General features: G+C 68.9%; 24 protein-coding genes. 12 read left to right on the top strand and 12 right to left on the bottom strand.

Annotation, left to right across the window (positions count from 1 at the left end; translation table 11 throughout):
• Window positions 1–59 precede the first annotated feature (59 nt).
• Together MCHLDSM_RS11790 and MCHLDSM_RS11785 are read right to left on the bottom strand one after the other, a co-directional pair.
• A complete protein-coding gene (locus MCHLDSM_RS11790) occupies window positions 60–1,598 on the bottom strand; it encodes an ATP-dependent DNA ligase (protein WP_048470193.1) in 1,539 nt (512 codons plus the stop codon).
• A 34-nt stretch (window positions 1,599–1,632) separates the two neighbouring features.
• Window positions 1,633–3,153 (bottom strand): molybdopterin-dependent oxidoreductase, encoded by a 1,521-nt coding sequence (locus tag MCHLDSM_RS11785; RefSeq protein WP_048470192.1) that lies wholly within the window; start codon window positions 3,151–3,153, stop codon window positions 1,633–1,635.
• Window positions 3,154–3,267: 114 nt separating this feature from the next.
• On the opposite strand from MCHLDSM_RS11785, the gene MCHLDSM_RS11780 reads away from it, so the two are divergent.
• From MCHLDSM_RS11780 to MCHLDSM_RS11770, 3 genes are all read left to right on the top strand, one after another.
• Complete coding sequence (locus MCHLDSM_RS11780) at window positions 3,268–4,035, top strand: SDR family NAD(P)-dependent oxidoreductase (RefSeq protein WP_048470191.1); 768 nt, start codon at window positions 3,268–3,270, stop codon at window positions 4,033–4,035.
• Between the two features lie 69 nt (window positions 4,036–4,104).
• A complete protein-coding gene (gene poxB / locus MCHLDSM_RS11775) occupies window positions 4,105–5,841 on the top strand; it encodes a ubiquinone-dependent pyruvate dehydrogenase (protein ID WP_048470190.1) in 1,737 nt (578 codons plus the stop codon).
• 40 nt (window positions 5,842–5,881) lie between these two features.
• The gene (locus MCHLDSM_RS11770; protein WP_048470307.1) at window positions 5,882–6,934 is read left to right on the top strand and encodes a phosphotransferase family protein; all 1,053 of its coding nucleotides are present in this window, start codon (window positions 5,882–5,884) and stop codon (window positions 6,932–6,934) included.
• A 3-nt stretch (window positions 6,935–6,937) separates the two neighbouring features.
• On the opposite strand, the gene MCHLDSM_RS11765 is transcribed toward MCHLDSM_RS11770, so the two are convergent.
• Window positions 6,938–7,708: a sulfite exporter TauE/SafE family protein gene (locus MCHLDSM_RS11765; protein ID WP_172506333.1), complete on the bottom strand. Its 771-nt coding sequence runs from the start codon at window positions 7,706–7,708 to the stop codon at window positions 6,938–6,940.
• Between the two features lie 206 nt (window positions 7,709–7,914).
• Between MCHLDSM_RS11765 and MCHLDSM_RS11760 the strand changes: the two genes are divergently transcribed.
• Window positions 7,915–8,397, top strand: coding sequence for a 2-isopropylmalate synthase (locus tag MCHLDSM_RS11760; RefSeq protein ID WP_174545885.1), 483 nt, complete (start codon window positions 7,915–7,917; stop codon window positions 8,395–8,397).
• Window positions 8,398–8,403: 6 nt separating this feature from the next.
• Here the strand turns inward: MCHLDSM_RS11760 and MCHLDSM_RS11755 are convergent, their stop codons facing one another.
• Window positions 8,404–9,885, bottom strand: a complete 1,482-nt coding sequence (locus MCHLDSM_RS11755; RefSeq protein WP_048470305.1) for a cytochrome P450 — start codon at window positions 9,883–9,885, stop codon at window positions 8,404–8,406.
• Between the two features lie 127 nt (window positions 9,886–10,012).
• Here MCHLDSM_RS11755 and MCHLDSM_RS11750 point away from each other — a divergent pair, with 127 nt between their 5' ends.
• Together MCHLDSM_RS11750 and MCHLDSM_RS11745 are read left to right on the top strand one after the other, a co-directional pair.
• On the top strand, window positions 10,013–10,648 hold the full coding sequence (locus MCHLDSM_RS11750; protein WP_174545887.1) for a TetR/AcrR family transcriptional regulator: 636 nt from the start codon (window positions 10,013–10,015) through the stop codon (window positions 10,646–10,648).
• A 39-nt stretch (window positions 10,649–10,687) separates the two neighbouring features.
• Window positions 10,688–11,563, top strand: a complete 876-nt coding sequence (locus MCHLDSM_RS11745; RefSeq protein ID WP_048470188.1) for an SDR family oxidoreductase — start codon at window positions 10,688–10,690, stop codon at window positions 11,561–11,563.
• A 3-nt stretch (window positions 11,564–11,566) separates the two neighbouring features.
• On the opposite strand, the gene MCHLDSM_RS11740 is transcribed toward MCHLDSM_RS11745, so the two are convergent.
• From MCHLDSM_RS11740 to MCHLDSM_RS11730, 3 genes are read right to left on the bottom strand one after another with little or no spacing between them, the layout of a single operon-like run.
• Window positions 11,567–12,733: an AAA family ATPase gene (locus MCHLDSM_RS11740; protein WP_048470187.1), complete on the bottom strand. Its 1,167-nt coding sequence runs from the start codon at window positions 12,731–12,733 to the stop codon at window positions 11,567–11,569.
• 12 nt (window positions 12,734–12,745) lie between these two features.
• A complete protein-coding gene (locus MCHLDSM_RS11735; protein WP_048470186.1) occupies window positions 12,746–13,819 on the bottom strand; it encodes a DNA polymerase IV in 1,074 nt (357 codons plus the stop codon).
• Window positions 13,816–14,424: a TetR/AcrR family transcriptional regulator gene (locus MCHLDSM_RS11730; RefSeq protein WP_048470185.1), complete on the bottom strand. Its 609-nt coding sequence runs from the start codon at window positions 14,422–14,424 to the stop codon at window positions 13,816–13,818. The genes MCHLDSM_RS11735 and MCHLDSM_RS11730 overlap by 4 nt, the downstream gene beginning before the upstream one ends.
• Before the next feature lie 87 nt (window positions 14,425–14,511).
• On the opposite strand from MCHLDSM_RS11730, the gene MCHLDSM_RS11725 reads away from it, so the two are divergent.
• The 4 genes from MCHLDSM_RS11725 to nrdE all read left to right on the top strand — a co-directional run bounded on the left by MCHLDSM_RS11725 (window position 14,512) and on the right by nrdE (window position 18,386).
• Entirely contained in the window at window positions 14,512–15,054 is a 543-nt protein-coding gene (locus MCHLDSM_RS11725; RefSeq protein WP_048470184.1) for an NAD(P)H-dependent oxidoreductase, read from the top strand.
• Window positions 15,055–15,504: 450 nt separating this feature from the next.
• Entirely contained in the window at window positions 15,505–15,747 is a 243-nt protein-coding gene (nrdH, locus tag MCHLDSM_RS11720; protein ID WP_048470183.1) for a glutaredoxin-like protein NrdH, read from the top strand.
• A 45-nt stretch (window positions 15,748–15,792) separates the two neighbouring features.
• Window positions 15,793–16,251, top strand: a complete 459-nt coding sequence (gene nrdI, locus MCHLDSM_RS11715) for a class Ib ribonucleoside-diphosphate reductase assembly flavoprotein NrdI (protein WP_048470304.1) — start codon at window positions 15,793–15,795, stop codon at window positions 16,249–16,251.
• Window positions 16,218–18,386, top strand: coding sequence for a class 1b ribonucleoside-diphosphate reductase subunit alpha (gene nrdE / locus MCHLDSM_RS11710; protein ID WP_082168823.1), 2,169 nt, complete (start codon window positions 16,218–16,220; stop codon window positions 18,384–18,386). The genes nrdI and nrdE overlap by 34 nt, the downstream gene beginning before the upstream one ends.
• A gap of 138 nt (window positions 18,387–18,524) precedes the next feature.
• Here nrdE and MCHLDSM_RS11705 read toward each other — a convergent pair whose 3' ends face one another.
• Entirely contained in the window at window positions 18,525–18,911 is a 387-nt protein-coding gene (locus MCHLDSM_RS11705; protein WP_048470182.1) for a DUF5997 family protein, read from the bottom strand.
• 28 nt (window positions 18,912–18,939) lie between these two features.
• Here MCHLDSM_RS11705 and MCHLDSM_RS11700 point away from each other — a divergent pair, with 28 nt between their 5' ends.
• Window positions 18,940–19,647: a LysR family transcriptional regulator substrate-binding protein gene (locus MCHLDSM_RS11700; RefSeq protein WP_048470181.1), complete on the top strand. Its 708-nt coding sequence runs from the start codon at window positions 18,940–18,942 to the stop codon at window positions 19,645–19,647.
• 65 nt (window positions 19,648–19,712) lie between these two features.
• Here MCHLDSM_RS11700 and MCHLDSM_RS11695 read toward each other — a convergent pair whose 3' ends face one another.
• From MCHLDSM_RS11695 to MCHLDSM_RS11685, 3 genes are all read right to left on the bottom strand, one after another.
• Window positions 19,713–20,129, bottom strand: coding sequence for a VOC family protein (locus tag MCHLDSM_RS11695; protein ID WP_048470180.1), 417 nt, complete (start codon window positions 20,127–20,129; stop codon window positions 19,713–19,715).
• Between the two features lie 31 nt (window positions 20,130–20,160).
• Entirely contained in the window at window positions 20,161–20,700 is a 540-nt protein-coding gene (locus tag MCHLDSM_RS11690; RefSeq protein ID WP_048470179.1) for a hypothetical protein, read from the bottom strand.
• Window positions 20,701–20,794: 94 nt separating this feature from the next.
• Window positions 20,795–21,976 (bottom strand): geranylgeranyl reductase family protein, encoded by a 1,182-nt coding sequence (locus MCHLDSM_RS11685; protein WP_048470178.1) that lies wholly within the window; start codon window positions 21,974–21,976, stop codon window positions 20,795–20,797.
• 152 nt (window positions 21,977–22,128) lie between these two features.
• Here MCHLDSM_RS11685 and MCHLDSM_RS11680 point away from each other — a divergent pair, with 152 nt between their 5' ends.
• Window positions 22,129–22,869, top strand: a complete 741-nt coding sequence (locus MCHLDSM_RS11680) for a TetR/AcrR family transcriptional regulator (RefSeq protein ID WP_048470177.1) — start codon at window positions 22,129–22,131, stop codon at window positions 22,867–22,869.
• On the opposite strand, the gene MCHLDSM_RS11675 is transcribed toward MCHLDSM_RS11680, so the two are convergent.
• Window positions 22,781–23,668: an adenylate/guanylate cyclase domain-containing protein gene (locus MCHLDSM_RS11675; RefSeq protein WP_082168822.1), complete on the bottom strand. Its 888-nt coding sequence runs from the start codon at window positions 23,666–23,668 to the stop codon at window positions 22,781–22,783. The genes MCHLDSM_RS11680 and MCHLDSM_RS11675 overlap by 89 nt on opposite strands.
• Window positions 23,669–23,717 lie beyond the last annotated feature (49 nt).

Genomic DNA, 23,717 nt, shown 5'->3' with positions numbered 1-23,717 from the left:
CTCGTGTCGATACTCGCACCGGACAATCCGGTCCCGGCGCGGAACCCCCGTTTCCAGACTCAGGTGGCCCGGTCGTAGTGTGCGCGCACGGTGTCGACGGTGTCGGCCTCGGCGGCGGTCTTGTCGTCGCGGTAGCGCAGGACCCGGGCGAAACGCAGCGCCATGCCGGCGGGGTAGCGCGTCGAGGTCTGGATGCCGTCGTAGGCGATCTCGACGACCTGCTCGGGGCGCACCTTCACGACATAACCGTTGGTGGGCCCGTCGGCCAGGTCGAGGAACCGCTGCGTCTGCCAGTCCAGCATCTCGTCGGTCATCCCTTTGAACGTCTTGCCGAGCATCTTCAGCTCGCCGGTCGCGGGGTCGCGCGCACCGAGATGGATGTTCGAGAGCTTCCCTGTGCGCCGCCCCGAACCCCACTCGACGGCCAGCACCACCAGGTCGAGGGTGTGCACCGGCTTGACCTTCAGCCAGCCCGCGCCTCGGCGTCCCGCCTCGTACGGTGCGTCGGCCGACTTGGCCATCACCCCCTCGTGACCCGCCGCGAGTGTCACGTCGAGGAAGTGTTGAGCCTCGTCGGCGTCGGTGGTGACCAGCCGGTCGACCCGTTGGTCGCCGGGCACGATCGCGGCCAGCGCCGCGCTGCGCTCGTGTGCCGGACGGTCGAGGAGGTCGGCGCCGTCGACGTGGAGCAGATCGAAGAAGAACACCGACAGGCGTTGATCGCCCGGACCGGCGCCGCCGCGGCGGCCGAACCGCGACGCGGTGACCTGGAACCGGTGCGGGCGCCCGTCCGGCTTGAGCGCGATCGCCTCGGCGTCGGCGATCAGGGTCTCAATCGGGAGTGCCAGCGTCGCATCGACCACCTCCGGGAGCCGCGCGGTGACATCGTCGAGGCTGCGGGTGAAGATCGACACCGATTCCCCGGCGCGGTGGATCTGCACGCGCGCGCCGTCCAGTTTGGCTTCGAAGACAGCGCTGCCGCCGAGACGCTGCAATGCGTCGGCGACGTCGGTGGCACTCTGGGCGAGCATCGGTCCGACCGGCTTGCCGACCCGCAGCGTGAACTGCGCCAGCGCCTCCTGCCCGCCGGTCAGCGCCGCGGCGGCCACCGCGGGCAGATCGCCGCCGAGCATGGCGGCCCGTCGTACCTCGGCGGGCGGCAGGCCGGCGGCGGCGGCGACCGCGTCGGCCATCACCCCGACCAGCGCTCCCTGCCGGAGTTCACCGCCGAGCAGCCTGCGCAGGAACGTCTGCTCGACGTCGGTGGCGGCCGCGAAGAGTTGGCCCAGCAGCTCGGCGCGTCGGGCCTGCGACCCCTTGCCTGCGGTCGCCCCGATCTCGGTGAACACGCCTTCGACCTCGCCGACGGTGAGCCGGGGTTCCGTGCCGGGTGCGGGCAGCGAGCGCAGTGCGGCCCAGCCCACGCCGATCTGTCGCTGAGTCAGCTCACCCGAGAGCCAGGACACCACCACGGCCACCGCGTCGGGGCCCTCGGCGGCCGCATCGCGCAGCAGCTCACCGAGGCGGGCGGTCTTCGCCAGTCGCGAGGACGACGCGGCCACGTCCGCCGACGCGCGGGCGACCTCTACCAGGAGCACGGGGTCAGACTGGCACGGCCCACCGACATCCGGCTCACGTGACCTTGAAGGTGATGGAGTGCCAGCCCGTCGCCCCGTCGGGGACCGGGTCGGCGCGATCCGGGGTCTGGGTGTAACCGGTGTTGTCGGTCGCCCGGACCGTGATCTTGTGGAAGCCCGGGCCGGCGGCCTGCCAGTCGAAGCTCCACAGCCGCCAGGTGTCGTTCGAGTAGGAGGCGCCGAGCGTGGCCTGCTGCCAGTCGCCGTCGTCGATCTGCACCTCCACCGTGCGCACGCCCCGGTGCTGAGCCCACGCGACCCCGCCGAACGTGACCGGGCCTGCGGGGACGTCCTGACCGGCGCGCGGGACGTCGATGCGCGACTCGGTCTTGATGGGACCGCGCGGCGCCCAGCCCAGTTTGGTCCAGTACGCCTCGGCACGGTCGAAGCGGGTGAGTTCGAGGTCGACGAGCCATTTGGTCGCCGACACATAGCCGTACAGACCCGGCACCACCAGCCGGGCCGGGTAGCCGTGCTCGATCGGCAGGGGCTGGCCGTTCATGCCGATCGCCAGCAGCGCGTCGCCGGAGGTGAGTGCCTCGACCGGCGTGCCCGCGGTCCAACCGTCGACCGACGTCGACAACACCATGTCGGAGCCGGCGTCCACCCCGGCCTCGGCGAGCAGGTCGGCGACGCGGTAGCCGGTCCACACGGCATTCGAGATCAGTTCGCCACCAACGGGATTGGAGACGCAGGTCAGCGTGACCACGCGTTCGACCGGGTCGAAGCGGTCCAGGTCGGAGAAGCGCAGGGTCACCTCGCGGTCGACCATGCCGTGAATGCGCAGTTGCCACGCCTCGCGGCTGAGCTGCGGGACGGTCAGCGCGGTGTCGATGCGGTAGAAGTCCTCGTTGCTCGTCACGAATGACGGCAGCGCAACGTCTTTCGGCTGCACCGTGTCGGGGATCGGGGCGGCGGGCTGGGAAACGCGGGGCAGCGCGAACGCGCTGCGGTCACCGGAGACCGAGGACGCCAGGCGGGTGATCACCACACCGGCGACGCCGCTGACCGCGCCCGCGGCGAGCAGTCCCAGCGTGACCAGCGAGCGGCGCCGGCCCGCGTCGGGGGAGTCTTCGGCGGCCTCGCGGTCCCGCAAACGGCGCGAGATCACCAGCCGCAGTGCGGCGATCCCGCACACGACGCCCACCAGTGTGGGAATGGTGTCGACGGCGGTCGCCCCGGCGCGCGACAGCACTGCCGCGCAGCCCAGCGCGCCTGCGGCGACGATCATCGCGCTGCCCAGCGGGCGTCGCGGGCCTTCCAGGATCCCCGCGACGGCGGCCAGCGCGGCGATGACGAGCAGCACGGCGACCGAGAGCACCAGTTTGTCTGCGGTGCCGAAGGTCTGGATGGCCCATTCCTTGACCGGTCCGGGCGTCAACTGGATCACCGCGGAGCCGACGGCCGTCCGCACGTCGGCCTGCGGGCCGAACGCCGCGCCGACCAACTGCGCCACTCCGACGGCGACGGCGGCCGCGGCGACGCCGCCCGCAGCCCGGGCACCCAGAGTGGTCATGGCGCCAAACTACCGGCGCAGCGAACCCGAAACCCTTACCGATTCGTGTCATCCGCTAGGTTGCTTTACAGATTGACCACGAAATGCAACGTTGGTCGACGGGAAGGGAGCGAGATGGAGATCGAGGGCAAGAAGGCCGTCGTCGTCGGAGGCGCGTCCGGATTCGGCCGCGCGACGGCCGAGGCGCTGGCCAAGCGTGGCGCGAGCGTGGCGGTGCTGGACCGCCCGCAGTCCAGGGGGGCCGAGGTCGCCGACGAGATCGGCGGCACCTTCCACGCCGTCGACGTCACCGACTTCGACGGCACCGAGACGGTTCTCGATCAGGCGGTCCAGGGGCTCGGCGGCCTGCACATCGCCGTGACGACCGCAGGTGGCGGCCTCGCGGAGCGCACCGTGAAGAAGGACGGTCCGCACAGCCTGGAGTCGTTCCGCAAGAGCATCGACCTCAATCTGATCGGCACCTTCAACATCAGCCGCCTCGCCGCCTGGCACATGTCGAGCAACGAGCCCGTCGACGACGAGGCCGAAGAGCGCGGGGTCATCATCAACACCGCCTCGATCGCCGCCTTCGAAGGGCAGATCGGGCAGGTCGCCTACACCGCGTCCAAGGCGGCGATCGCCGGGATGTGCCTGACGATGGCACGCGATCTGGGCAGCCTCGGGATCCGGGCGCTCGCGATCGCGCCCAGCCTGTTCGCCACCGGGCTGACCGAGGGCATCCCCGACGAGTTCGCCACCGTGCTGACCAAGGACGCCGCGTTCCCCAAGCGCCTCGGCAAGCCCGAGGAGTACGCCAAACTCGCCGTCGCGATCGTCGAGAACCCCATGCTCAACGGGCAGTGCCTGCGGCTGGACGCGGGCCAGCGTTTCGCCCCCAAGTAGACGGGTGATTTCGGCGTCATCGGTCGCGCTGAGAGCGACCAACGACACCGAAATCACTAAGGTCGAGGGGTGGCTACCGTCGCTGATCACGTCATCACCGCCCTGCACACCAGCGGCGTCCGGCGCGTCTACGGGCTGCCGGGCGACAGCCTCAACGGCTTCACCGACGCGCTGCGCCGCTCCGGGGAGTTGACCTGGGAGCACGTGCGACACGAGGAGACCGCCGCGTTCGCGGCGGCCGCCGACGCCGCGCTGACCGGAGAACTGGCGGTCTGCGCCGGCAGCTGCGGGCCGGGCAATCTGCATCTCATCAACGGCCTGTTCGACGCGCAGCGCAGCCGGGTGCCGGTGCTCGCGATCGCCGCGCACATCCCGCGCACCGAGATCGGGTCCGAGTACTTCCAGGAGACCCACCCGCAGGAGTTGTTCCGGGACTGCAGCGTGTACTGCGAACTGGTCAGCACTCCGGAGATGCTGCCGCGGATCCTGCACATGGCCATGCGGGCGGCGGTCGAGGAGCGTGGCGTGGCCGTCGTGGTCATCCCCGGCGAGATCTTCCTACAGAAGGCCCCTGCGACGGCCTGGGAGTCCCGACCGGTGCGCGCCGCCGCGACAGTGGCACGCCCCGACGACGAGTCGCTGCGGCAGGCGGCGGCGATCCTGGACGCGTCGCAGGCCGTCACCATCCTCGCGGGCGCGGGCGTCGCCGGTGCGCACGACGAACTGGTCGCGCTCGCCGACGCCCTCAAGGCCCCCGTCGTGCACGCGTTGCGGGGCAAGGAATTCATCGAATACGACAACCCCTTCGACGTCGGGATGACGGGACTGCTCGGTTTCGCGTCGGGATACAAGGCGATCAAGGAATGCGACACGCTGCTGATGCTGGGGACCGACTTCCCCTATCAGCAGTTCTTTCCCGACCATGCGCGGGTGATCCAGGTCGACATCCGCGGTCGCCACCTCGGCCGGCGGACCCCGGTGGACCTCGGTCTGGTCGGCACCGTCGCCGACACCCTGCCGCCGCTGAGGGCCCTGCTGCGGCCCAAGGCCGACACCGCCCACCTGGAGCGGTCGCTGCGGCACTACCGCAGGACCCGCAAGACGCTCGACGAGCTCGCCATCAACGACCGCGACCGCACCCCGATCCGGCCGGAATACGTTGCGGGACTGGTCAATCAGCTCGCCGCCGATGACGCGGTGTTCACCGTCGACGTGGGATCGCCGGTGGTGTGGGCGGCGCGCTACCTGCGCATGAACGGGCGCCGGCGCCTGATCGGTTCGTTCAACCACGGCACCATGGCGTGCGCGCTGCCGCACGCGATCGGCGCGCAGACCGCGGCGCGCGACCGGCAGGTGGTCGCGCTGGCCGGTGACGGGGGCCTGACGATGCTGTTCGGCGAGCTGATCACGCTCGTCCAGAACCGGCTGCCGGTCAAGCTCGTCGTGTTCAACAACTCCTCGCTGAACTTCGTCGAACTGGAGATGAAAGCCGCCGGAATCGTCAACTACGGCACCGACCTGGTCAACCCGAACTTCGCCGACGTGGCCCAGGCGATGGGGATCTTCGGCCGGCGCGTCGAACAGCCGGCGGACCTGGAACAGGCGCTCGCCGACGCGTTCGCCGTCGACGGACCGGCAGTCGTCGACGTCGTGACCGCGCGTCAGGAACTGTCCATCCCGCCCGCCATCACCGCCGAGCAGGCCAAGGGCTTCTCCCTCTACGCGATCCGCACCATCCTCGCCGGGCGCTCCGACGAGCTGCTCGACCTCGTCACCACCAACGTGGCCCGCCGCATCCTCGACTGATCGTCACTGTCGTCGGCGCCCACCTGACACTATGGCGGACATGCCAGTCGAGGTGATGCTGACCGACGCCGACACCGAGGCGCTGCAGTCCTGGATCCGGCGGATCGGGCTCGGATCGACCGTCTCCGACGTCACGCCGCTCACCGGCGGGTCGCAGAACATCGTGGTGCAGTTGTCGGTCGACGGCCGGCCGATGGTGCTGCGCCGCCCGCCGGAGCATCCCCGACCCACCAGTGACAACACGATGCGCCGGGAGATCGCGGTGCTGACGACCCTCGCCGGTTCCCCGGTTCCGCACCCCGAGTTGATCGCCGGCTGCGACGATCTCGACGTCCTCGGTGTCGTCTTCTATCTGATGGAGGCCATCGACGGATTCAACCCCGGCACCGACGTCGACGACGCATATGTGCGCGATCCGAGGATGCGCCACGATGTCGGCCTCTCCTACGCGGCGAGCCTCGCCGCGCTGAGCACGGTGCCGTGGCAGGGCAGCGCGCTCGCGCAGCTCAAACGTCCGGGTTCCTTTCTCGCGCGGCAGGTTCCGCAGTTCATGCGCCTCCTCGAGAGCTATCGCCATGACGGCTACGCGCCGGAGTCGTTCCCGTCGGTCGCCGGTCTCGCCGAATGGCTCGAGGCCCACCGCCCGCCGGACGCCGACCCGGCGATCATGCACGGCGACTGCCACCTCAACAACGTGCTGCTGCGCCGCGACGTTGCGGAGGTGGCGGCGTTCATCGACTGGGAGATGTGCACCATCGGCGACCCCCTGCTCGATCTGGGCTGGATGCTGGTGTGCTGGCCCGACGGGCCGAACCCGATCGATGCGGGCGCGGCGCTCGCCTCTCTCGGCGGGTTGCCCACCCGGACAGAGTTACTCGCCGCCTACCGGGACGCCGGCGGGCGATCCACCGAGCGGCTCGACTGGTACGTGGCCATGGCCTGCTTCAAGCTCGGCATCGTCATCGAGGGCACGTGGTCGCGGTACCTGGCCGGGCAGGCCAGCGCGGAGGCCGGCGAGCGGCTGCACGCCTCGGCGGAGAACCTGATCGAGCTCGGAACGCGGGTTGCGCACGGCGACAACGTGTTCCTTTAGACCTCAGCGGTAGGTGTCCCACCCCAGCTTGATCGCCAAGGCCAGACCGGCGAGTCCGATCGCCACCCGCATCGGGCCGGCGGGCGCGTGGCGCACCACGACCGGTCCCAGTCGGGATCCGAGCAGGCAGCCGAGGCCGAGCGCCGCGACCGCCGCCCACTGCACCGGCGCGACGATCGCGAACACCACGGCGGCGCTGCAGTTCGAGGCCCCCAGCACGACGTTCTTGGTGGCGTTGGCGTGCGCCAACGTCGTTGTGCCCGAACGCAACAGCAACGCCAGCAGCAACACACCGGCGGCCGCACCGAAGTAGCCGCCGTAGACGCAGATCGCCGCGATCGCCGCCGTCTCGGCCAGCAGACCGGCCAGCTCGCGTCTGCGGCCCCGCTCGACGTCGGCGCGAGGCCGCACCGGCAGCAGTATCGCCACGGCCGCCACACCGAGCAGCACCGGCACCGCCCTTTCGAAACCCTCGGCCGGGGTGGAGAGCAGCAGCGCCGCCCCGGCCACGCCGCCGAGAATCGCGAACGGCACGATCCGGGCGAGCCGACGGCCCTGCCCCGCCAATTCGGGTCGCGAGCCCAAGACCGACCCGATGCCGTTGAACACCAGGGCGACCGTGTTGGTGACGTTGGCGGTGACGGGCGGCAGGCCCACCACGAGCAGAGCCGGGTAGGTCGCCACCGAGGCCAGCCCCGCGATGCTCCCGGTCAGACCCCCGAGGATGCCGGCCGCGACGAGCAGCACCGTCTGCGACCACGACACCGGGCTCATTGTGCCAACCGCGGACGGTACCGGCAGCACCACACCCTCCGAGGCGAATGTGGTTGCAGCGGCGGCGCGGGCGGGGCTAGCATCGTCGACGTGCCGAGGCGACTCGTAGTAGCAACCCGCAGCGGGGTCTGATCCAGACCGACCCCTCGCTGTGGGTCGTTGCTCGTTCGTCGGTCGCTTTCCCCTTCATCTCGAGGCCGGCACCCATGAACTCCTCCATCGCCACCACACCCCTGTCGTCGTTCGCCGCATGCGTGGACGGCCGTGTGCCGCGCCCGTTGCGTGCGGACGCCGAGACGAAGACCTTCGATGCGTTCGTCGGGGAGTACGCGCCGCACGCCGGGCCCGTGCGCCTCGGGCAGTGGTCGTGCGTCGACGGCGACCGTCCCGCGGGCCGGCTGGGCCCGCAGGCACGCACCTATCAGGCCACGCTGGCACTGGGGGACAGCATCGGCACGGCGCGGGCCGCCGCGTGCGGTCCGGTGGCCGCGCTGACCGCGATGCTCCACGACCGCGGGATCGCCGTCGAGGTGACGGCCTTCCACCAGCTGCGCGCCGGCGGGCAGACCGCGACGTTCCTGTGCGGCAGCGGGGCCGGGCGTGCGGAGTGGGCGCTGGGCTGGTCGGACGACCCGGTCCAGTCGGCGTTGCGGGCGGTGGTCGCCTGCGCCAACCGCCTGCTGGCCTGAGGTCCGTCAGCGCAAGGGGCGCAACACGATCGGCATACCGTCCAGCGGCACCGGCATCCCGCCGTAGTCGTAGCGCGGGGTGTAGCCGGCCTTGGGCAGTTCGAGCCGGTAGCGGCGCAGCAGCCGGTGCATGACCGTCTTGATCTCCAGCTGACCGAACACCATGCCGATGCACTTGTGCGCTCCGCCGCCGAACGGGGCGAACGCGTAACGGTGCCTCTTGTGTTCGTTGCGCGGCTCGGCGAAGCGCTCCGGGTCGAACTTCTCCGGATCGGTCCACAGCTCGGGCAGCCGGTGGTTGATCGACGGCCACGTCACCACCGCGGTGTCGGCCGGGATGTAGTAGCCGAGCAGCTCGGTGTCGCGCACCGTCTGGCGGAAGTTGAACGGCAGCGGCGTCATCATCCGCAGCGACTCGTTCACCACGAGGTCGTAGGTCTCGAGCTTGTCCAGCGCCTCGATGTCGAGCGGCCCGTCGCCGATCCGCTCCGACTCCTCGCGCAGCCGGTCCTGCCACTGCGGATTGGCCGCCAGGTGGTAGGCCATCGTCGTCATCGTGGAGGTCGACGTGTCGTGGGCCGCCATCATCAGGAAGATCATGTGGCTGACGATCTGGTCGTCGGTGAAGCTGCCGCCGTCCTCATCGGCCGAGTGGCACAGCACGCTGAACATGTCGGTGCTCTCCGAGCGGCGCTTCTCACCGATCCGGCTGGAGAAGTAGTGCTCGAGCGTCTCGCGGGCCTTGATGCCCCGCCACCAGGTCAGCGGCGGCACCGGCTTGCGGACGATGGCGTTGCCCGCCCGGGTGGTCGTGGTGAACGCCTGATTGATGGTGGTCACCAGTTCGCGGTCGGTGCCCGCCGGGTGACCCATGAACACCTCGGAGGCGATGTCGAGGGTCAGTTCCTTGATCGCCGGATAGAAGAGGAACCGCGGATCGTTGGGCACCCAGTCGTTGGCGAGCACGCGGGTCGCGACCGAGTCGACGTGCGGCACGTAGCCGGACAGCCGGCTACGGGTGAACGCCTCCTGCATGATGCGACGGTGGAACAGGTGCTCGTCGAAGTCGAGCAGCATCAGGCCGCCGTCGAAGAACGGGCCGATGATGGGATCCCAGGCGCGCTGGGAGAAGTCCTTGTTCCGGTTGGTGAAGACGGCCTGGGTGGCGTCGGGGCCCAGCGCCATCACCGCCGACAGCGCGGGCGACTGCGAGTAATAGATGGGCCCGTGCTTGCGGTACTGCTCGAGGATGAAGTCGGGACCGCCGCGGAACGTCTCGATCATGTGCCCGATCACCGGCAACCCGGCGTCACCCTTGATCGCCTTGAGTCCGCTGCCCGCCGGCGGCTCGGCGAACACGAACTGGTCCCACTCGGTGTTCTTGAGGCGCTTCTCCACCGCGCCCATGCCGGGAATGGTCACCGGTGTGGGCTTCAATCGCCGTTTGGCCTGGTCAAGCCAGTAGTCGGTGGCGCTGATCGTCGGCATCTTCACACTCCTGACTGAGGGTGACTGTGGTCGATGTCACTGGCGACCATCCTGGTCGAGACTCTTGACGCCTGTCAAGTTTCACGGAGTTTGTGTCCCGCGCGCCGCGATGCCAAGGTTGACTGCCATGACAGCCGATCCCGCCACCACCGATCCGCGGCGCAGCCGCGGCGATCGGCAGCGGGACGCCATCATCACCGCGGTGCGTGACCTGCTGCAGGAGCGCTCGTTCGCCGACCTGTCGGTGAGCACGATCAGCGAGCGCGCGGGCGTGGCGCGCTCGGGCTTCTACTTCTACTTCGATTCCAAGTACGCGGTGCTCGCCGTGATCGTCGCCGAGGCGATGGCCGAACTCGACCAGCTCACCCACGACTTCGCCCCGCGTGAGGCGGGGGAGACGCCGTCGGCGTTCGCCACCCGGATGGTGGGTTACGCGGCCGCGGTGTTCGCCTCGAACGACCCGATCATGGGCGCCTGCAATCTCGCGCGCAGCACCGACGCGCAGATCCGCGAGATCATGGACGACTTCCAGGACACCGTCGTCAACAAGATCGTGGGACTGGTCGGGCAGGACCAGGGCGCGCGTCCGATCTCCGACGACCTACCGGCGCTGGTCCGCACCCTCACGGCGGTCACGTCGATGACGCTGGCGCGCGACAGCGCGTTCGTGGGCCGCGAGGTCGACCCGGCGCGGGCCACCGAGATCGCCGAGCGGCTGTGGCTGTACGGACTCTGGGGCGGCGCCGACCTGCGCGGCGAGTGAGCGAGATCGGTGCGCTGGACGGCCGGTAGTGTCCCTGTCATGGGTTCTGGCGACGGGCGCGGTGCCTATTTCACTGACAAGCGGTGCTTCCTCACCGGTGCGGCCAGCGGGATCGGACGTGCGACGGCGCTGAAGCTGGCGGCTCAGGGTGCCGAACTGTATCTGACCGACCGCGACGCCGAGGGGCTGTCGGCCACCGTGGCCGACGCGCAGGCGCTGGGCGCCGCGGTGCCGGCCCACCGTGCGCTCGACATCACCGACTACGACGCGGTCGCCGGATTCGCCGCGGACATCCACACCCGGCACGGATCGATGGACGTGGTGATGAACATCGCGGGGATCTCGACCTGGGGCACCGTCGATCAGCTCACCCATCACCACTGGAAGTCGATGATCGACGTCAACCTGATGGGCCCCATCCACGTCATCGAGACGTTCCTGCCGCCGATGGTGGCCGCCGGGCGCGGCGGACACCTGGTCAACGTGTCGTCGGCGGCCGGCCTGGTGGCGCTGCCGTGGCACGCCGCCTATTCGGCGAGCAAGTACGGCCTGCGCGGTCTGTCCGAGGTCCTGCGTTTCGACCTGGCCCGGCACGACATCGGCGTGTCGGTGGTGGTGCCCGGCGCGGTGAAAACCCCACTGGTGCAATCGGTTCACATCGCCGGGGTGGACCGCGAGGACCCGCGGGTGCAGTGGTGGACGGATCGCTTCGGCGGGCATGCCGTGTCGCCGGAGACCGCTGCGGACAAGATCTTGCGCGGCGTGGTGCGCAACAACTTTCTCGTGTACACCTCCGCCGACATCCGTGCGCTCTACTTCGCCAAGCGCACCTTCTGGCGGCCCTACGCGATGGCGATGGAGCGGGTGAACGTCGTCTTCACCCGGGCCTTACGGCCGCACCCGCGCCAGCGCTGAGTGTCATCGCCTGCCCCAGTCCCACGGCGGAGTGGTCAGCAGTTCCTGGCCGCACACCTTCGTCTCACCCCAGTCCTTGACGAGCTCGATCTCCCACGCGTCGCCGTCGGAGCCGATCGGCGTCGCGCCGATCCGCTCGCGCAACGCCGCCGAATGCGTGACCACCACGACCTGGGTCACGGCGGCGGCCGCGGTGATGAGGTCGGCCAGCGGGGCGACCAGGTCGGGGTGCAGCGATGTCTCCGGCTCGTTCAACACCATCAGCGACGGGGGCTGCGGGCTCAGCAGCGCGGCCGTCCACAGCAGGAAACGCAGTGTGCCATCGGAGATCTCGGCGCTGCGCAGCGGCCGGAGCATGCCGCGCTGGTGCAGGTTGAGATCGAACAGGCCGTCGGTGACCGACACCGAGACCGAGGCGCCGTCGAACGCGCTGGCCACCGCGCGGTGCAGATCCTCGGTGCCGGTCTCCAGGATCGTCTGCACCGCGGCGGCGAGGTCGGCGCCGTCGTCGGCGAGCACCGGTGTCCGCGTACCGACGTGCGGCCGGCGCGCCGGAGCGTGGGCGTCGGCGCGGAAGCCGTCGTAGAAGCGCCAGTCACGCAGCCGTTCCCGCACCATCACCAGTTCCGGTGCGGCCCCCGCCCAGTCGGCCAGCACGCTGCGGTGCGCGGGCAGGTTGCGGGAGAGCTCGTCGAATCCGCGGCTGCCGTCCGAGGCCACCTCGACCAGCCCCCGCACCCGGCGCACCAGGGTGGTGGTCGGCCGCGCCACCGGCCCGGCGAAGATCAGTTCCCGTTTGACCTCAGGGTCGCGGGCGAACGCCGTCTCGACTGCCTGAGGAAGTCCGAAGTCCACGAGATAACCGAAATCATCAGCGGCATACCCTAATTCGATGGATACCGGACGGGTGCGCCGGCCGCCCTGAGCGGTCCCGGTGCGGCGCGCCCCGGCGAGCTGCTCGGGGCCGGCCCACAGCGCGGACTCGACACCGCCCTCGCGGGCGAAGGACCCGATCACCTCACCGCGACCGCAGTCGGCGAGCAGGCGCAGCGCGCGGTAGAGCGAGGACTTGCCGGTGCCGTTGGCTCCGGTGACGACGGTCAGCCGGCGCAGAGGCACCACGAGATCCCGGAGCGAGCGGTACCCGCGCACCGCGACTGTCTGCAGCATCGAAACGTGACGCTAGCTCTCGGTACCGACAGCGGCGACGGGGCGCTCGGTCATCGCCAGGTCCAGCCGGACCCCGAGCAGTCGCACCGGCCGGCTGAGATCGAACTCGCCGAGCAGGTCCAACGCGGTGCCCACGACGATCTCGGGGTCGGTGCCGGGCGCCGGCAGCGTGCGGATCTTGGTGCGGGTGAAGAAGGTGGCGGTGCGCACCGTGACCGCGACGCGGGTCACCACCCGGTGCTCGTCGACGATCTCGGTCAGCGTGCGGCGCGCGAGATCGGTGACCGCGGTCGCCATGTCGGCCCGGTCGGTCAGATCCTCGGGGAACGTGACGACGTGGCTGCGGGAACGGGGCACCCACGGCGCCGCGCTGACCGTTGTGTCGCCACCGCCTTTGGCCAGCAGCAGGATCCACAGCCCGGTGGTGGGACCGAACGTGGCCGTGAGCGCAGACGCGTCGGTGGCCGCGAGGTCGGCGACGGTCGAGATGCCCATGGCGGAGAGCTTCTTCGCGGTCTTGGGGCCGACGCCCCACAGCGCGTCGACGGGCCGGTCACCCATCATGGTCATCCAGTTGTCGTCGGTCAGCGCCGCGATGCCGGCCGGCTTGCCGAAGCCGGTGGCGACTTTGGCGCGCTGCTTGTTGTCGCTGATACCGACCGAGCACGTCAGGCCCGTCTGCGCGGCGATCGTCTGCTGGATGCGGCGCGCCAGGTCGAACGGATCCTCGGTCGGACCGGCGCCCACGTACGCCTCGTCCCAGCCCCAGACCTCGACGGGATGGCCGAGGTCGCGTAGCGCCTGCATCACCTGCTCCGAGGCGGCGTCGTAGGCGTCGGGATCCGACGGCAGGAACGTGGCGTCGGGACACCGCTTCGCCGCCGCCCGCAGCGGCATACCGGCACGCACGCCGAAAGCGCGGGCCTCGTAGGACGCGCACGTGACCACCTTGCGGGCTTCGGTGGGATCACCGCTCCCGCCGACGATGACGGGCAGTCCGACAAGGTCGGGCCGGCGCCGCAGTTCGACCGACGCCAGGAACTGATCCAGATCGACGTGCAGGATCCACTGCGCCGGCGAACTCATGTCCCGCAGAGTTTGCCGACCAGCGTGTCCCATGCGTCGCCGAGGTCGCCCAGGGTGCGTCCGCGTTCGGTGGTCTCGTGGCGGACGTAGTCGGCGTCGAGCAGGGCCAGCAGCGCGGTGGTCTGCGCATCCAGATCGCCGCTCGTGTGTGCCTGGTCCAACAGCATCCGAACGTGGCTGTGGTGCAGCATCATCGGGGCGTTGTACCGCATCTGCGGATCTCGGCCCACATCGGAGAGCAGCGCGTGGTGGGTGTCGACGAACGCGAGGCGTTCGCGGCCGTAGGCCCGCAGCCGGTCGGCCGGCGCAGCGCCGGGGCCCAGCGGCGGCGGCCCGAACAGGAACGCCTGCTGCAGGGCCTTCTCGTCCTCGTCGAGCAGCACGATCATCAGCCCGGCGCGGCTGCCGAACCGGCGGAACAACGTGCCCTTGCCGACGCCTGCGGCGGCCGCGATGTCATCGGTGGTGACCGCCTCGGCGCCGTGTTCGGAGACCAGCCGGCGCGCCGCGTCCAGAAGCAGTGCCCGGTTACGCGCAGCGTCTCCCCGCTCCGGGGGTCCGGGCTCGCTGACGGACAGGGTCGTCAGGCCGTCGGAGACGCTCACCTGGCAACTTTAACTCAGCCGGAATTAATCGGACTGCGGTCCGGTTAAACTCTGCGAGTATCGACCGCGACGACGGAAGGGAACGAAGTGGCAGACAGCACGGTATTGGTTCTGGTGGGAAGTCTGCGAGAGGCGTCGGTGAACCGCCAGCTCGCCGACCTGGCGGCCGAAACGGCCCCCGCGGGGGTGACCTTCGAGCGCTTCGACCGGTTGGGCGAGTTGCCCTTCTACAACGAGGACATCGACAACGAGTCGGTCCCCGAGGTGGTGGCGGCGCTGCGCGACGCCGCAGCCCGCGCCGACGCGGCGCTGGTCGTCACCCCGGAGTACAACGGCAGCATCCCCGGCGTGCTGAAGAACGCGATCGACTGGTTGTCCCGGCCGTACGGCAACAGCGCCCTCAAGGACAAGCCTCTGGCCGTCATCGGCGCCGCGCTGGGCCAGTACGGCGGCGTGTGGGCGCACGACGAGACCCGCAAGTCGTTCGGCATCGCCGGGCCCCGGGTGGTCGAGGACCTCGAGCTGTCGCTGCCGACCCAGACGCTCGACGGAAAGCACCCGCGCGAGAGCGCCGAGGTCGCGGCCAAGCTGCGCGACATCGTCGGCAAGTTGGTCGCCGAAATCGGCTGACCCACACCTCAACGGCACCGCCCGGCTTTGCTTCTGAGCAATGCCGGGCTTTGTCGTTTGCTGGGCGTGAGAAGGCGCGGCGCCGGCGACGCCGGTGTTGTCAGTGGGTCCTGGTAGACCTGAGACATGGATGCGCGAGGGCCCTGATGTGATCTGCGACACGCCGAAATCGTCGCGACACACCGCGTTGACCAGGCAAAATTCCAAACGTGTTATTAAGGCCATCTTGTGTGTGCTCTACTAACGAGGCACAACATCTAGTGCTCTAGGGTGGAGGGCGACGAAAAGCGCGATCTGCGCTCGGCGGAGGTTCCGGGGGAAGTTCCTTCCTCGGATCGGCGTTGAGGGCAGGGAGGGTGGATCGCCCGGCCAGCTGATCGTCGGATGAGGTGTGCAGTGACCACGAGAACGCCCGTTGTTGATGAAAACTTTCGCTGAGGGAGCCCGCAGATGACTGTCACCGTGTACACCAAGCCGGCCTGCGTTCAGTGCAACGCCACCTACAAGGCGCTCGACAAGGCGGGCGTGACCTACGACGTCGTCGACATCAGCGTGGATTCCGAGGCGCGCGACTACGTGATGGCGCTCGGTTACCTGCAGGCACCCGTCGTGGTGGCCGGCAATGACCACTGGTCGGGGTTCCGCCCGGACCGCATCAAGACCTTGGCCGGCGCGTCCGCCGTCACCGCCTAGGCCCATCTGACGATTCATCCGATGCATCGACCGAGAGGAGTGGACGTGAGCAACCTGGTCTACTTCTCCAGCGTGTCGGAGAACACGCATCGGTTCGTACAAAAGCTCGAGCTGCCTGCCGTCCGGATTCCCCTCAAGGAACAGATCCAGGTCGACGAGCCGTATGTGCTCATCCTCCCCACCTATGGAGGAGGGCACGCCAACGGTCCCGATCCCGATCGCGGGGGATACGTCCCCAAGCAGGTGATCGCTTTCCTCAACAACGAACACAACCGGTCGTTGATCCGCGGTGTCATCGCCGCGGGCAACACCAATTTCGGCGCCGAATTCGGCTACGCGGGGGACGTCGTCTCCCGCAAGTGCGGCGTCCCGTACCTGTACCGCTTCGAACTGATGGGCACCACGGACGACGTCTTCGCCGTCCGCGCGGGCCTGAACGATTTTTGGGCCCAATCCCGGAAGGACCAGACGTGCCACCAACCGTCACAGCTGCAGAACCTGTAACCACCGGCGTACACGCGCTCCCGGGCGAGATGGATTATCACGCCCTGAACGCGATGCTGAATCTGTATGACGCCGACGGCAGGATCCAGTTCGACAAGGATGTGCAGGCCGCGCGGGAGTACTTCCTGCAGCACGTCAATCAGAACACGGTGTTCTTTCACAGCCAGGATGAGAAGCTCGACTACCTGATCGAGAAGGAGTACTACGAGCGCGAAGTGCTCGACCAGTACTCCCGCAACTTCGTCAAGACGCTGCTGGATCGCGCGTATGCCAAGAAGTTCCGGTTCCCGACCTTCCTCGGCGCGTTCAAGTACTACACCTCGTACACGCTCAAGACGTTCGACGGGAAGCGCTACCTGGAGCGCTTCGAGGACCGCGTGGTGATGGTGGCGCTCACATTGGCCTCCGGCGACACGACTCTGGCCGAGAAGCTCGTCGACGAGATCATGGACGGCCGCTTCCAGCCGGCCACCCCGACGTTCCTCAACTCGGGCAAGAAGCAGCGCGGTGAACCGGTGTCGTGCTTCCTGCTGCGCATCGAGGACAACATGGAGTCCATCGGGCGCTCGATCAACTCGGCACTGCAGCTGTCCAAGCGCGGTGGCGGAGTCGCCCTGCTGCTGAGCAACATTCGCGAGCACGGCGCGCCGATCAAGAACATCGAGAACCAGAGCTCCGGCGTCATCCCGATCATGAAGCTGCTCGAGGACTCGTTCTCCTACGCCAACCAGCTGGGCGCGCGTCAGGGTGCCGGCGCGGTGTACCTGCACGCGCACCACCCGGACATCTACCGGTTCCTCGACACCAAGCGCGAGAACGCCGACGAGAAGATCCGCATCAAGACGCTGAGCCTCGGTGTGGTGATCCCGGACATCACGTTCGAGCTGGCCAAGAAGAACGAGGACATGTACCTGTTCTCGCCGTACGACGTCGAGCGCGTCTACGGGGTGCCGTTCGCCGACATCTCGGTGACCGAGAAGTACTACGAGATGGTCGACGACGCGCGCATCCGCAAGACGAAGATCAAGGCGCGTGAGTTCTTCCAGACGCTGGCCGAGCTGCAGTTCGAGTCGGGTTACCCGTACATCATGTACGAGGACACGGTGAACCGGGCCAACCCGATCGAAGGCAAGATCACCCACAGCAACCTGTGCTCGGAGATCCTGCAGGTGTCGACCCCGTCGCTGTTCAACGAGGACCTGAGCTACGCCAGGGTGGGCAAGGACATCTCCTGCAACCTCGGCTCACTGAACATCGCCAAGGCGATGGATTCGCCGGACTTCGCGCAGACCATCGAGGTGGCCATCCGGGCGCTGACCGCAGTGAGCGATCAGACCCACATCTGGTCGGTGCCCTCGATCGAGCAGGGCAACAACGAGTCTCACGCGATCGGGCTCGGGCAGATGAACCTGCACGGCTACCTCGCCCGTGAGCGGATCTTCTACGGCTCCGAAGAAGGCGTCGACTTCACCAACATCTACTTCTACACCGTGCTCTACCACGCGCTGCGCGCGTCGAATCGCATTGCGATCGAACGGGGCTCGGCGTTCGGCGGGTTCGAACGCTCGAAGTACGCGTCGGGGGAGTTCTTCGACAAGTACACCGATCAGGTGTGGGAGCCCAAAACGGAAGCTGTTCGCACCCTGTTTTCGAACGCGGGCATCCGGATCCCGAACCAGGACGACTGGAAGCGGCTGAAGGAGTCGGTGCAGGAGCACGGCATCTACAACCAGAACCTGCAGGCGGTTCCGCCGACGGGATCGATCAGCTACATCAATCACTCGACGAGCTCGATCCACCCGGTGGCCAGCAAGATCGAGATCCGCAAGGAAGGCAAGATCGGCCGCGTCTACTACCCGGCGCCGTACCTGACCAACGACAACCTGGAGTACTACCAGGACGCGTACGAGATCGGTTACGAGAAGATCATCGACACCTACGCCGCGGCCACCCAGCACGTGGACCAGGGGCTGAGCCTGACGCTGTTCTTCAAGGACACCGCGACCACCCGCGACTTCAACAAGGCGCAGATCTACGCGTGGCGCAAGGGCATCAAGACGCTGTACTACATCCGGCTGCGTCAGATGGCTTTGGAGGGAACCGAAGTCGAGGGTTGCGTCAGCTGCATGCTGTGAGGTGAATCGTTCAGCGCCGTCGGCGGTTTTCCGTCGGCGGCGTTGTGCATTCGCGGCTAGCGCCTCTTCCAGTGTGCGATTCCGTACGGCTGCCGCGGCGATTCGCGTACGACACCGCACGGTCGGCGCGGTGCGGAGTCAGCTGTCGCGAAGCTGTTCCGTACGCAGCGCCTTGAGGCGCCGCTCCTCACGCAGCACGTTCTGATAGCTCTCGCGTTCGGCGACCAGCCAGTCGGGCTTCTCCTCGAGCAGCGCCGCGATCTGTTCGGTGGTCAGCGCCTCGGTGATCCCCCCGCGGGCCAGGCCCGCGATCGAGACGCCGAGCTTGGCGGCCACCAGATTCTTCGGATGCGGCCCGTTCTTGCGGAGATCCTGCAGCCACTGCGGCGGGTCGGCCTGCAGCGCGGCGAGCTCCTCCCGGGTGATCGCGTTCTGCTGGAAGTCCGCCGGCGTCGCGGGCAGGTAGACGTCCAGCTTCTTCGCCGCCGTGGCGGGTTTCATGGACTGCGCGTTCGGCCTGCTCATGGGCAGAGCTTATCGATAGCCTGAGGCAGTGAACGCGCCCTCGCTCACCGTCGGTTACGTCCCCGGGGTGACACCTGCGAAATGGGCGCGCAACTGGTCGCAGCGACACCCGCAGATTCCGCTGCACTTGCGCCCCGTCGCCGCCGCGGACGCGGCCGCCGCGGTGCGCGACGGCACCGTCGACGTCGTGGTGCTGCGGCTGCCGTCCGACACGACCGGGCTCGCGGTCATCCCGCTCTACGATGAGACCACGGTGGCCGTCGTGCCGAACGACCACCTTCTCACCGTGCCCGACGAGATCACCGCCGCCGATCTCGACGGCGAGCCGCGCCTGCTTCCTCGCGACGACGTCGTCGACTGGACCGGCGCCCCCGGCGCCCCGGTCGATCACCGGCCCGAAACCACCGGCGAGGCAATCGAATTGGTCGCTGCCGGCGTCGGGGTGCTGATCGTGCCGCAGTCGCTGGCGCGGCTGCATCACCGCAAGGACGTCACCTACCGGCCGATCACCGATGCGCCGCCGTGCCCGGTGGCTCTTGCCGTCGCGGAGGGCCCGCAGCCGGCGCTCATCGAGGACTTCATCGGCATCGTGCGCGGCCGCCGACCCGGGTCGTCGCGGGGGCAGACACCGCCGCCGCCGAAGCGCACCGCCCGCGAGAAGACCCTCGCCAAACAGGCCGCCCGCGCCGCCGCGGGCAAGGTGGCCCGTAAGCCGGGGCGGCCCCGCGGTCGCTGACGTCCTCTGGTGTGCGATCAGATCGTCCTGCGGGCCGGAACGCGATCTGCCCGCACACCAGGCGCTCAGATCGTCAGCGTGCCGTCCTCGTTGATCGTCCATTGCGGATTCAGCGCCACCTCCCAGACGTGACCGTCCGGGTCGGCGAAGTAGCCCGAATAGCCGCCCCAGAACACCCGCTCGGCGGATTTGAGGATGGTCGCGCCCGCGTCGGCGGCCTGCGCCAGGACCGCGTCGACGTCGGCCTCGGAACGTTCGTTGATCGCGATCGTGATGCCGCTGAAGCGGCCGTCGACCGGGTGGTGGGCATCCTCGGCGAGGTCCTCGCGGCCGAACAGCGCCAGCGCGATGCCGGGCAGCTGATAGAACACCACGCCCTCGGGCGCATCGCGGGGCTGCCAGCCCAGGCCTTCCTCGTAGAAGCGTCGAGCACGGGCGAGATCGTCGACACCGAGCGTGATCAGGCTGATGCGTTGCTCCATGGGATCAGGTCTACCCGCAGGCACCGACAGGTCAGCTGACGTGGTCCGACCAGAACGCCACGGTCGGCGTCGCGACCGGCCGCGCATCGGGCCGCTGGCCCCTGTCGACGTAGTCGAGCAGGTCGGCGGCGCAGACGCTGATGTCGGTCTGATAGATCGACAGCACCGGGTGTCCCGGCACTCCGGCCGGCAGATAGTGGTGCGAGCACAGCGGGACCATGCGGGGAACGCGGTCCAGTCGGTACTTCGCCGTGCGGAGCGCGTCACGCATCCGGGCCGGGCGGGCGCCCCAGCCGTCGTCCCAGAAGTCGCGCCACTCCACCGCGAACAGGATGCCGTCGACCGGCAGCTGCAGCCGCGTGGCCAGACTCCTGCGGCCGGTGCCGCGCCAGTCCGGCCAGGTGCCACCGACAGGTAGCCCCGCGGCGAGGAACGCCCGATGATCGTCGGCGAACGCGAAACCGAACTCGGCTTCGATGCCGGTGAGCTCGGCCTCGGACAGCCCGGGCTCGATCGCGACGGTGCCGAGCGCGGCCAGGTGCTCCGCAGCGGTGCTGCCCAGTCGCGACATGCCTGTCACGGTAGGGGAGCGCGGAAACCACACCGCCGGGTGTGAACTGGAACTCCACACCCGGCGGGGCGCCGACGATGCGGCGGGGTGGTTCCTAATAGGTGTGCTGCGGGCCCTGCGCCTTCTTGTACAGCGACTTGAGCATCCGGTCGCGGAAGTAGGCGTTGTCGATCAGCTTGATCCCGGTGTTGGCGACCGCCGGAATGCCAGCGAGCTTGTGGAAGTACCTGCCGCGCTTGTACTCCCGGCCCCACGCGGCCTCCATCCGCTGACCGTAGTTCGTGAAGTCGTCGGGCCCGCCGTTGGTCAGAGCGGCGATCGCGCACTCACCGGCGGCCAGGCCGGACTCGAGCGCCTTGGAGATCCCCGCGCCCGACGCCGGCTTGCCCGCTCCGAGCGAGTCGCCGGTGAACAGCACGCCGGGGCGCCAGGCCGGCCAGGCGGTGAAGCCCATCGGCAGCCGCCAGGCACGCACGCTCTTGTTCTTCTTCAGCTCCTCGATGGGCGGCAGATCCCACTCGCGCGGCAGCGTGCGCAGGAAGTCGCCGAGGAACTGGGTGGCGTTGATCGACTGCCAGTTCTTGTAGCTGTTCACATAGCCCAGGCCGATGTTGAACACGCCCTGGCCCATCGGGAACACCCACCCGTAGCCGGGCAGCTGATCGCCCTGGAATTGCAGCTTCAGATAGATGTCCAGGCTGTCGGAGTCGGCCCGGTTGGCCGGCATCTCCGAGCGGATCGCGATCGCCGAGTAGCCGTTGTACTCCGAGTCGATCTCGAGCGCCCGCTTGATGGGGGAGTAGGCGCCGTCGGCCGCGATCACCGCGTCTCCGTAGACCTTCTCGCCGCCCTTGAGCACCACGCCGATCACCCGGCCGTTGGCATCGAGCTCGGGGCCCGCGACCTCGGCGCCCTGACGGACCTCGGCGCCGGCGGACTCGGCGTGCTTGAGCAGCAGGGTGTCGAGGTGCTCGCGGCTGACCGTGTGGCCGTGATCGGGCATGCCGGGCCGCTTCGGGAACGACAGCTCCCAGCGGCTGGGGCTGAACACCGTGACCCTGTTGACCCGGTGGAAGGTGTCGACCTCGTCGGCCAGGCCCATCTTCTGCAGGTAGCTGACCGCGCGCGCGGTCAGGCCGTCACCGCACGGCTTGGCTCGCGGGAACTGTGCCTTGTCCAGGACCACCACTTTCGCGCCGGTCTGCGCGGCCTGCCATGCGGCGGCCGATCCCGACGGCCCCCCGCCTGCGATGACCAGGTCGTATCGCTGCGTCATATCTCTCGTCTCGTTGAGCGGCTGTCGCACGAGATAGTACCGAAAGTCCCTGGACGCATCGCGGCGGACGAGCTGACGTCACCAGTTGGTCCCAGACCCGGGCCGGCGCGGTCTGGGCAGGTCAGCGACGCCCGAGCGGGTACAGTGATCGCGTGCGACGAGGGTCGAGGGCACGTCCTGCCGACGAGTCGGGCGTCAAGGTGGACGCCCGCAGTGAGCGCTGGCGCGAACACCGCAAGAAGGTGCGCTCGGAGATCGTCGACGCCGCCTACCGCGCCATCGACCGGCAGGGTCCCGAGGTCTCGCTGCGCGAGATCGCCGAGGAGGCCGGCACCGCCAAGCCCAAGATCTACCGGCACTTCACCGACAAGTCCGACCTGTTCCAGGCGATCGGTCAGCGCATGCGGGACATGCTGTGGTCGGCCATCTTCCCGTCGATCGACATTTCGACCGATCCGGCGCACACCATCATCCGCCGCGCCGTGGAGCAGTACGTCCGTCTGGTCGACGAGCACCCCAATGTGGTGCGTTTCCTGATGCAGGGCCGGTTCGCCGAGCAGAGCGAGTCGACGATCCGCGCCGTCAACGAGGGCCGGGACATCACGCTGGCGATGGCGGACATGTTCAGCAACGAGCTGCGCGAGATGGAGCTCGACGGGGCGGCCTTCGAGCTGGCCGCGTTCGCGACGTTCGGGGCGGCGGCGTCGGCCACCGACTGGTGGCTGGGCTCCAACCACGAGACCCCGCGCCGGCTGCCCACCGAGCGGTTCGTCGACTACCTGACCACCATCATGATGGGCTCGATCAACGGCACGTGCGAGGTGCTGGGCATCCGCATCGATCCGGACCTGCCGTTGCACGAAGGCGTGACGCGGCGCGACAAGGTCGCCTGAGCGCCGGCGATCCGCCCGCCCGCAGCACGAAGGCGTCGAGCGGCTGTGGCCGATCACGCAGCCGCAGTGTGCGCCGCGGCGTGTCCTCCATCAGGTGGTCGGCCACTCCAGCGGCCACGACCAGTTCGCCGCCCGCCGCGTGCCCCTGCATTCGGGCGGCGACGTTGACGGGGTCGCCGAGCGCGGTGAAGTCGACGACCTGTCCACCGACGTTGCCGACGAACGCGGTGCCCGCATTGACCGCCACGCCGACCTGCAGCCACGGCGCACCGTCGCCGTCTCTGACCGCGGCGAGCAGGTCGAGCCCCGCCCGGACCGCGCGGTCACGGTAGTGGGGGCCGCTGATACCCCGGACGAAGAACGCCATCACCTCGTCGCCGATCAGCTTGTCGATCACCGCGTCGTGACGGAGCAGCGTGTGGGTCGCGGCGACGTAGAACCTGTTGAGCAGCGAGGCGAAGTCGGTCGCGGCCGCGGCCCGACCCAGTGCGGTCGAGCCGCGCACATCGGCGAACAGCACCGCGACATCCACCTCGGCGCCCCCGGCCGGCAGCGCATCACAACAGCGGCTGCACAGGTTCGGGTTCTTCCGGGACGGGCTGAATCCGGCGACGGACAGCACCCGCCCGGCCACCCCGCCGAAAGGGTTGTTGCACAGCTTGCATCGGGGCGCTGACGGTAGGTAGCGAAACAACCGCCGAGCCCGGACCAGTGACGCGTGACCGTCGGTGAGCACCGCATCCCAGGGGTTCTCCCGCGCGGTCGAGAAGGTGGCGCGGGGCTCGATGATCGTGGTCATGCGGCGATGTTCGCGTACGGGTGCGCGACACACATGAGGCAATCGCCTC

It is taken from the genome of Mycolicibacterium chlorophenolicum (assembly GCF_001044235.1).
Classification (GTDB): Bacteria; Actinomycetota; Actinomycetes; order Mycobacteriales; family Mycobacteriaceae; genus Mycobacterium; species Mycobacterium chlorophenolicum.
This window is presented reverse-complemented; position numbering and strand designations above follow the sequence as displayed.

What these genes read in the sequence shown, in the direction of transcription:
- MCHLDSM_RS11785 (WP_048470192.1), bottom strand. Translation starts at nt 3,153, where the DNA reads ATGACCACTCTGGGTGCCCGGGCTGCGGGCGGCGTCGCCGCGGCCGCC.
- MCHLDSM_RS11780 (WP_048470191.1), top strand. Translation starts at nt 3,268, where the DNA reads ATGGAGATCGAGGGCAAGAAGGCCGTCGTCGTCGGAGGCGCGTCCGGA.
- MCHLDSM_RS11770 (WP_048470307.1), top strand. Translation starts at nt 5,882, where the DNA reads ATGCCAGTCGAGGTGATGCTGACCGACGCCGACACCGAGGCGCTGCAG.
- MCHLDSM_RS11765 (WP_172506333.1), bottom strand. Translation starts at nt 7,708, where the DNA reads ATGAGCCCGGTGTCGTGGTCGCAGACGGTGCTGCTCGTCGCGGCCGGC.
- MCHLDSM_RS11760 (WP_174545885.1), top strand. Translation starts at nt 7,915, where the DNA reads ATGAACTCCTCCATCGCCACCACACCCCTGTCGTCGTTCGCCGCATGC.
- MCHLDSM_RS11755 (WP_048470305.1), bottom strand. Translation starts at nt 9,885, where the DNA reads ATGCCGACGATCAGCGCCACCGACTACTGGCTTGACCAGGCCAAACGG.
- MCHLDSM_RS11750 (WP_174545887.1), top strand. Translation starts at nt 10,013, where the DNA reads ATGACAGCCGATCCCGCCACCACCGATCCGCGGCGCAGCCGCGGCGAT.
- MCHLDSM_RS11745 (WP_048470188.1), top strand. Translation starts at nt 10,688, where the DNA reads ATGGGTTCTGGCGACGGGCGCGGTGCCTATTTCACTGACAAGCGGTGC.
- MCHLDSM_RS11740 (WP_048470187.1), bottom strand. Translation starts at nt 12,733, where the DNA reads ATGCTGCAGACAGTCGCGGTGCGCGGGTACCGCTCGCTCCGGGATCTC.
- MCHLDSM_RS11735 (WP_048470186.1), bottom strand. Translation starts at nt 13,819, where the DNA reads ATGAGTTCGCCGGCGCAGTGGATCCTGCACGTCGATCTGGATCAGTTC.
- nrdH (WP_048470183.1), top strand. Translation starts at nt 15,505, where the DNA reads ATGACTGTCACCGTGTACACCAAGCCGGCCTGCGTTCAGTGCAACGCC.
- MCHLDSM_RS11705 (WP_048470182.1), bottom strand. Translation starts at nt 18,911, where the DNA reads ATGAGCAGGCCGAACGCGCAGTCCATGAAACCCGCCACGGCGGCGAAG.
- MCHLDSM_RS11695 (WP_048470180.1), bottom strand. Translation starts at nt 20,129, where the DNA reads ATGGAGCAACGCATCAGCCTGATCACGCTCGGTGTCGACGATCTCGCC.
- MCHLDSM_RS11690 (WP_048470179.1), bottom strand. Translation starts at nt 20,700, where the DNA reads ATGTCGCGACTGGGCAGCACCGCTGCGGAGCACCTGGCCGCGCTCGGC.
- MCHLDSM_RS11685 (WP_048470178.1), bottom strand. Translation starts at nt 21,976, where the DNA reads ATGACGCAGCGATACGACCTGGTCATCGCAGGCGGGGGGCCGTCGGGA.
- MCHLDSM_RS11675 (WP_082168822.1), bottom strand. Translation starts at nt 23,668, where the DNA reads ATGACCACGATCATCGAGCCCCGCGCCACCTTCTCGACCGCGCGGGAG.